At 66.0% G+C, this 1341-nt stretch carries 1 protein-coding gene; it reads left to right on the top strand.

From position 1 onward, the window contains the following. The first annotated feature begins 119 nt into the window (after positions 1-119). The gene (locus C2L71_RS11825; protein ID WP_087198813.1) at positions 120-1280 is read left to right on the top strand and encodes an IS256 family transposase; all 1161 of its coding nucleotides are present in this window, start codon (positions 120-122) and stop codon (positions 1278-1280) included. Positions 1281-1341: the final 61 nt, after the last annotated feature.

Below are 1341 nucleotides of genomic sequence, written 5' to 3' on the forward strand. Positions count from 1 at the left end.
GGTAACGTACAATTTTTTGCGCACTTTGACAGCAGGATAGCGTCCAGATAGGAAGGAGGGCACGGCCCGCCCCGGTATGATTCGAGTTGTCGAGACAAGAAGCATATTGGAGGAGAGCCATGCCCGAGCCAATCGTAACACTGAACGAGGAGAGCCTGAAGTCCGATCTGCGCGAGCTGGTGAGAAAGACGGTCGAGGACACCCTGAACGGCCTTCTGGATGAGGAGGCGGGCGACCTCGTCGGCGCGGAGCGCTACGAGCGCGCCGCGGGGCGCGAGGCCTATCGGGCCGGCCACTACGACAGGAGCCTGGCAACGACGTCCGGCGAGGTCACGCTGCGCATGCCCAAGCTCAAGGGGATGAGGTTCACCACGGCGATCATCGAGCGCTACCGGCGCCGCGAGACCAGCGTCGAGGAGGCGATGATCGAGATGTACCTGGCCGGCGTCTCGACGCGCAGGATCGAGGACGTCTCCGAGATCCTGTGGGGGTCGAGCGTGTCGGCGGCGACCGTCTCGAACCTGAACGAGAAGGCGTTCGCCGCGGTCGAGGAGTGGCGAAACCGCCCGCTCGTTCGCGCCTACCCCTACGTCTACGTCGACGGCATCTACCTGAAGCGCAGCTGGGGCGGGAGCTACGAGAACGTGGCGGTGATGGTGGCGATAGGCGTCAACGACGACGGCTACCGCGAGGTGATAGGCGCCGCCGAGGGCTTCACCGAGTCGGCCGAGTGCTGGCGGGAGTTCCTCTCGTGGCTGAAGTCGCGCGGGCTGCGCGGGGTCAGGATGTTCACCGGCGACAAGGCCGCCGGCATGGTCGGCTCGATCGCCGAGGTCTTCCCGAACGCCGCCTACCAGCGCTGCACGGTCCATTTCTACCGCAACGCGCTGGCGAAGGTGCCCAAGTCCAAGAGGCCCAAGGCGGCCGCGATGCTCAAGGCCATACACGCCATGGAGTCGCGCGAGGCCTCCGAGGCCAAGGCCCTCGAGGTGGCCGACGAGCTCGACTCAATGAGGCTGAAGGAGGCCGCGAAGGTCGTCCGCGACGGATACGCCGAGACCCTGACGTACACGCGCTTCCCGCGCGAGCACTGGCGGCGCATACGCACCAACAACGCCATCGAGCGCCTGAACCGCGAGATCCGCAGGCGCACGCGCGTGGTCGGGACGTTCCCCGACGGGAAGAGCGCCCTCATGCTCGTGACCGCGAGGCTCAAGTACGTGGCCGAGAGCGAGTGGGGCTCGAGGCGCTATCTGGACGTGACTCTGCTGGAGGGGTAGCCGCACCGGACGGCGGGCTTATGAGGCTGTCGGAAAAGTGCGCAAGATTCTTGACGGTACC

Source organism: Enteroscipio rubneri (genome assembly GCF_002899715.1).
GTDB classification, from domain to species: Bacteria; Actinomycetota; Coriobacteriia; order Coriobacteriales; family Eggerthellaceae; genus Enteroscipio; species Enteroscipio rubneri.